The sequence below is a fragment of the Sulfurimonas sp. genome (assembly GCF_034005705.1).
Lineage (GTDB): Bacteria > Campylobacterota > Campylobacteria > Campylobacterales > Sulfurimonadaceae > Sulfurimonas.
Map to the genome: position 1 here is coordinate 1 of NZ_JAVEUF010000033.1, position 6,476 is coordinate 6,476.

Consider the following 6,476-nt stretch of genomic DNA (forward strand, 5'->3'; position numbering starts at 1 on the left):
ATCTGCTCAGCCATTTTGTGGCTCGCTTCAGTTAGAGTTTTTACTTTTGCTTCGATCTGCTCTTTTGTAGCGCTCTCATCTTTTAGAGTATCTTTAAGTTCTGCAATAGCGCTCTCGATCTTTGCTTTTTCCTCTGCTTCGATCTTCTCACCCATCTCGCCAAGAGATTTCTCAGTCTGTGCTATAAGCGCATCCGCTTGGTTTTTAAGCTCAACAAGCTCTTTTCTTTTTGTATCTTCAGCTTTGTGCGCCTCTGCGTCTTGAACCATTTTGTTGATCTCTTCTTCGCTTAGTCCTGAACTTCCGCTGATAGTGATCGATTGAGATTTACCTGTACCTTTGTCTGTTGAACTAACAGTTAAGATACCGTTTGCATCAATGTCAAAAGTAACCTCGATCTGAGGCACACCTCTTGGAGCTGCAGGAATATCTCCGAGTTCAAAAAGACCTAAAGATTTGTTATCTTTTGCAAACTCTCTCTCACCCTGAACAACCGAGATGCTAACAGCAGGCTGGTTGTCTTCTGCAGTTGAGAAGATCTGAGATTTTTTAACAGGTATCGTAGTACCTTTTTCAATGATCTTAGTCGCAACACCGCCTAGAGTCTCGATCCCAAGAGATAGCGGAGTAACATCTAGAAGAAGTACGTCTTTAACATCTCCTCTTAAAACACCGCCTTGGATAGCCGCACCCGCAGCAACAACTTCATCAGGGTTTACCCCTTTGTTAAGTTTTTTGCCGCCGAAGAAATCAGATACCATCTTTTGCGCCAACGGAACACGAGTTGAACCGCCGACCATGATGATCTCTTTGATAGCGTCGTTGTCCAAATCAGCATCTTTCATAGCCGTTTTAATGTGGCTGATAGTCTCTTCAACAAGCTTCTCGATCATGCTCTCGAATTTTGCGCGAGTAAGTTTTGTCACAAGGTGTTGAGGTCCCGCTTCAGTCATCGTGATAAACGGAAGGTTGATCTCGGTCTCGGTTGAGCTTGATAGCTCTTTTTTAGCATTTTCAGCAGCATCTTTTAGACGCTGCAGCGCCATTTTGTCGTTTTTAAGATCTATCCCGTGAGAGCTCTTGAACTCGCTGTTTAGGTAATCAACGATCTTGTTGTCAAAGTCGTCTCCACCCAAGAATGCGTTACCGTCAGTAGAGAGAACCTCAAAAGTGCCGTCGCTGATCTCTAGAACCGTAACGTCAAACGTTCCGCCCCCAAGGTCGTAAACAAGTACGTTCTCATCACCTTTGCTATCGAGTCCGTATGCAAGAGCAGAAGCCGTCGGCTCGTTGATGATACGTAAGACGTTAAGTCCTGCGATAGTTCCCGCGTCTTTTGTCGCTTTTCTCTGCGCATCGTTGAAGTATGCAGGAACCGTGATAACCGCGTCAGTTACAGTTGAGCCAAGGTAAGCCTCTGCATCCTCTTTTAGTTTGCTAAGGATCTTAGCAGATATCTCTTGCGGCGTGTAGATCTTTCCTGCAACATCAACTGCTGCCATACCGTCTTTGTCTACGATATTGTATGTTACTTTGTCGTGAGCCGCTTTTGCGTTCTCTTCGCTCATCATAAGACCCATAATTCTCTTAATAGAAGAGATGGTCTTGTTCGGGTTAGTGATCGCCTGACGTTTTGCAGGATCTCCTACTAAAACCTCACCTTTGTCTGTAAATGCAACAACTGAAGGAGTTGTGTTCTTTCCCTCTTTGTTCGGGATGATCTTCGCTTCGCCGCCCTCATAAACCGCTACACATGAATTTGTTGTTCCTAAATCTATACCTATAACTTTTGACATAATTTTGTTTCCTTTGTTTGTTTATTTAATTTGTCGCAAAAGGAACACGTCCCTTTTGCTTTCGCTAGCCGCTAAGGCACTAAAGCTTGACACGTTCGTGTCAGATTTTATAAAAGTTTTTATCAGGCGAAATTGTATCGCCATACTCTTTTTTTCTCTGCTACTTAAGTAGCACTGTTAATTGGCGACTACCACCATAGCTTCTCTTAACGGTCTATCTTTATATCTGTATCCGGTTTGAAAAGTCTGAACGATCTGACCGCTCTCAACCGTATCGCTATCTACACTTTGTATAGCGTTGTGGATATTCGGGTCAAACGGCTCATCATGAGAGACCATAGTTACGCCGTGTTTTTGTAAAGAGTTGGTGAGCTGCTTTAATGTAAGTTCTATCCCCTCTTTTAGTTTTTCCAAATGCTCCTGCGGATCATTTATGTTCTGCGTAGAAGAGAGTGCCATCCCAAGAGCATCCATTACAGGTATCATATCTTTGGCAAATTTCTCATTTGAATACTCTACGGCAGTATACTTCTCCTTCTCCAGCCTCTTTTTGATGTTATCAAAGTCGGCGTGAACGCGTGCATACTTATCTTTAAGAGCAGCCAGCTCCTCTTGCAGAAGATCAAGTTCATTTTCAACAGCTTGAGCTTCGGCAGCAGCCTCCTCGGCTACTTCGTTAAGCTCTGCATTTTCAAGAGATTCTTCTTGAAGCTCTTCGTTTTTTTCTTTTGACATAGTTGTTAAATTACTCCTTTTTTTGAAAAGATGGCATTATTATACATATTGAGTGTAATAATGTCAAGTAGTAATTGATTTTTTTTAGTTAATTAAGTTGAGTCTAGTGTTATCAACTTTGTTGTTTGCTAAAAAAATAGCTTATATTGTATCATTATAAAATAGCTTATATTGGAGAGGGTATGAAGTTTTTAGCTTGGATAGGCGCGTTTTTAGCGGTGGCGGTCGCAACTTTATATGTAGTTGCTTTTACCAAAATTGGTAATGGATTTGTAAAGCCTTTTATAGAGGACAAGATCAAAGAGCAGACGAAAATGGAGAGTAAGCTGGTTGAGTTTCGTCTGGGCATTAGCGATTTTGAGATAGTTTTGGAGCTAAACAGGGACAATGTTCTCATAGCAAAAGGAGAGTACTCGCTCTTTGCAAGATCTTTTGATATCTCTTACGATGTAGAGCTTAAAGATCTTGGCAGTTTAAGATCATTAACCAAAACGGAGCTAAGGGGAGGCTTTGCAACGGATGGAAGAGTTCGCGGAGATATCGGCTTTATGAAGATAGAGGGTAAAAGCAGCGTGGCAAAGAGCAATACAGCTTACCATATAGAGCTTCGCGAGCTAAATCCGACATCAATCATCGCAAATATTAAGGGGGCAGAGTTGGCCTCTCTTCTATATATGAGTGCACAAAATCCTTATGCAACGGCAGAGATAGATATGGATATAAGCTTCAGAGACATCACGCCGCATAAGATGGACGGAGAGATCATCTTAAAGAGCAAAGATGGTAAGATAGACCCTAAATATATGTTAAGCGACTTTAACGTAACCATCCCTAAAACCTCTTTTTCTATGGATCTGAATGCAAAATTAAAAGGCGATGAGATAGAGTACAGCTCCAGTCTGTTCTCAAACCTCTTTAACATAAACTCATACGGAACAATCTTGCCGCAGCCCTTTAAAGCAGACTTGAAATACTCGCTAAACATTGAAGACCTTGAGGTTTTAAAGCCCATAACAAAGGCTGATTTAAGGGGTGCTTTTAAACTAAGCGGAAGCGTAAAAGGGGAGAGGGAGAGACTCTCAGTTGCAGGCATAAGCGATCTGGCATCATCGGAGAGTGTTTTTGAAGCTATCTTAAAAGATTTCGCTCCGGCATCCATAAAAGCAAAAATAGTAGATCTTGACATCGCAAAACTTCTCTACATGGCAAAACAGCCCCACTATACGGATGGGCTCCTCTCCATGGATGTAGATATAAATGACGCAAGAGCTAATTCTCTAAGCGGAAAAGTAGAGACAAGAGTAACAAAAGGAGTTCTTGATTCCAAATATATCAGCAAGATGTATGAGTTTGCATCTCCTATGCCAAAGACTTCATTTAACCTCAAAGCAGAGACCCTTCTAAAGGGAGATATCGCCGACACAAAGGCAGAATTTAATTCAAACATTGCGGATATAGATATAAAAAGTGCAAAGTTCACTCTCAAAGATGGCTCCATAAAGAGCGACTATAAGCTAAGCGTACCTGATCTTGACGCTCTCTTTTTTGTGACGAAACGTCATATAAGAGGCTCTCTTGCAGCAGATGGCGATATCTCAAAGGCAAAAGATCTTGATCTCACCTTTAATTCGAATATTGCCAAGGGAAAGGTAGCTGCAAAGCTTCATAACGATGAACTTCTTGCGGATGTAAGTTTGGTAAGTGCAAATGCGGTTTTGCATATGTTCTTCTATCCCGAGATAGCAGACGCTTCGTTAAATGCAAAGATAGATTACAATCTGGCGCAAAGCAGGGGGAGTATGAAAGCTCAAGTCGCAGATGCGGTTTTTGTAAAAAATCAGACCTTTGATCTTATAAAGCAGTACACAAAGGTAGATATGTACAGAGAACATTTTAACGGTGACGTGAGTGCCAAGATAGATAAAGAGAGTGTTTTAGCCTCAGTTGATCTCCGCTCAAAAGAGGCTTCAATAAAGACGGCGGCAACAAAGCTAAAAACGAAAACCAACAAGATAGATACCGACATTACGTTAAGAGCTAAGAAAAATGAGATAAGCGGGAGGCTTGTAGGCGATATAGATTCTCCTAAAATAGTGATAGACTTGGAGAAGTTTATGAAGTCAGAAGCGGGCAAAAAAGTAGAGGAGAAGGTAAATAAGGTGATAGAGAAGGAGATAAACAAGCTCTTTAAAAAGCTGTTTTAAAGAGTTTTGAAAAGCTCATCACTCTCTGCAAGATAGTTTTTCGGCTCCGAGATATAGTACCCCTGCATAAAGTCTATATCAAGCATGAGAAGTTTATCGTAGACCTCTTTTGAGTGGACGAACTCCGCTATTGTCTGCATATTGCTCTGCTTTGCAAAGTGAATGATGCTCTTTACCACTTTGAAATCTTTTGCGTTTACGTCAATATTTTTGACAAGTGAGCCGTCGATCTTTAGGAAGTTCGCCTCTACGTCTATGATCGTCTTAAAGTTTGAGTAACCGCTTCCAAAATCATCTATAGAGACCTTTGCTTTAAGAGAGTGGAGCAGGTTGATCTTCTGTTTAAAAAGTTCGATATCGTCTATCTCGTCGCTCTCAAGTATCTCAAACGTAACACGCGATGCAAGATGCTGGTCATCTCGCAGATTTTTGATAATGGTCTCCTCTATATCAGGATTGATGAGGTCGGAGAAGTTCATATTTATGCTCACAAGCTTGTTGTTGTGTCTAAAGGCCTCAAATACAACAAGAAGAATCCTCTGTGTCAGTTTATAGTGAATATTGGTCTCTTTTATCTGTGGCAAAAAGGCAAGAGGCGGAACTATCTTGCCATCTCTTGTGACTATCCTAACAAGTGCTTCATATTTGAATATTCTTGTATGCCTGTAGTCGTAGATAGGCTGATAGTGACAGATCACTCTATCCTCATCGATAGCCTCTTTTACAAAACTGATATCCGCAGAGGATGAGAAATCCTCTCTGTTGGCTTTTTCATCATAGCAGACTACTCTGTTTCTTCCGCTTTTTTTGGCGATATAGAGCATTTTGTCGGCTATCTTTATCGCCTCTTGAAGATTCTTCTCAAGATGCGGATATTTATGCAGACCGATGGAAACACTCACGTTGATCTCATGGGTATCGTACAAGAAGTGCTCTTTTTGTACGTTTTTTCTTAGGCGTTCACATATATCCTGATCAGATTTTGTTTTGCTTCGGTTGTTTATTAGAAGCAAAAACTCCTCTCCGCCGTATCTTACCAAGATGTCACTGTCCCTGATGGAGTCTTTAAATACTTTACTCGCTTGAGAGAGAACGTAGTCGCCGGCTTTATGCCCGTAGGTGTCGTTTATGATCTTGAATTTGTCCAGATCAAGCATTGCCAGAGAGTAGTGCGATAGATTTAGAAGCGGGACGGTCTCTTCAAGGTAGTTTCTGTTAAACGTTTTTGTAAGAGGGTCTGTAAATATCTTTTTTCTGGTAACAAAGTAGTGAAATATCTGCATCACCGTCATAGCCATCAGAAGAAGAACGAAGATTATCAAAACTACGAAAAAGGTCTCAAGCGGCTTTATGGACTCCAGGATGATCTTTTGGATATTTGTCGTGATATCTATGTTAAATACCCCTATAACCTCTCCGTTGTTTATTATAGGGTAGAGATATGTAAGGTATAGATTTTCTATGTCGTTTTGCTGAATGATCTGCGGTTTTTTTGTTTTATATACCGCGTCATACTCCTTAGTCTCTACATCAAATTTTTGGTTGAAGTTTGCTTTGTCCGTTTTTGAGGCGTCAAGAAGAAATCTAAATTTTCCATCTTCGTCCCTGTAGAGTATATAGACATATTTTACATTTGAGGTAAGCATCAAAGATATGATATGCTCATACTCGGCTCTTACATACTCTTTGCTAAACATCGAGAAGAGCTCATCAGTGGTGGTTGTCTCCGAGGTATCTAAAA

4 protein-coding genes are annotated in these 6,476 nt (G+C 40.9%); 1 reads left to right on the forward strand and 3 read right to left on the reverse strand.

Translation table 11 applies throughout. From position 1 onward, the window contains the following. Nucleotides 1-1,796, reverse strand: a 1,796-nt coding sequence (gene dnaK / locus RBR61_RS10015; RefSeq protein ID WP_320344039.1) for a molecular chaperone DnaK, incomplete at its 3' end; no start/stop codon positions are given. Between the two features lie 177 nt (nt 1,797-1,973). After that, nucleotides 1,974-2,531: a nucleotide exchange factor GrpE gene (gene grpE / locus RBR61_RS10020; RefSeq protein ID WP_320344040.1), complete on the reverse strand. Its 558-nt coding sequence runs from the start codon at nt 2,529-2,531 to the stop codon at nt 1,974-1,976. Between the two features lie 182 nt (nt 2,532-2,713). Here grpE and RBR61_RS10025 point away from each other — a divergent pair, with 182 nt between their 5' ends. After that, nucleotides 2,714-4,735 (forward strand): hypothetical protein, encoded by a 2,022-nt coding sequence (locus RBR61_RS10025; RefSeq protein ID WP_320344043.1) that lies wholly within the window; start codon nt 2,714-2,716, stop codon nt 4,733-4,735. Here the strand turns inward: RBR61_RS10025 and RBR61_RS10030 are convergent. Next, nucleotides 4,732-6,476: EAL domain-containing protein (locus RBR61_RS10030; RefSeq protein ID WP_320344045.1), on the reverse strand; the 1,745-nt coding region annotated here is incomplete at its 5' end. The two genes, RBR61_RS10025 and RBR61_RS10030, sit on opposite strands and share 4 nt — an antisense overlap.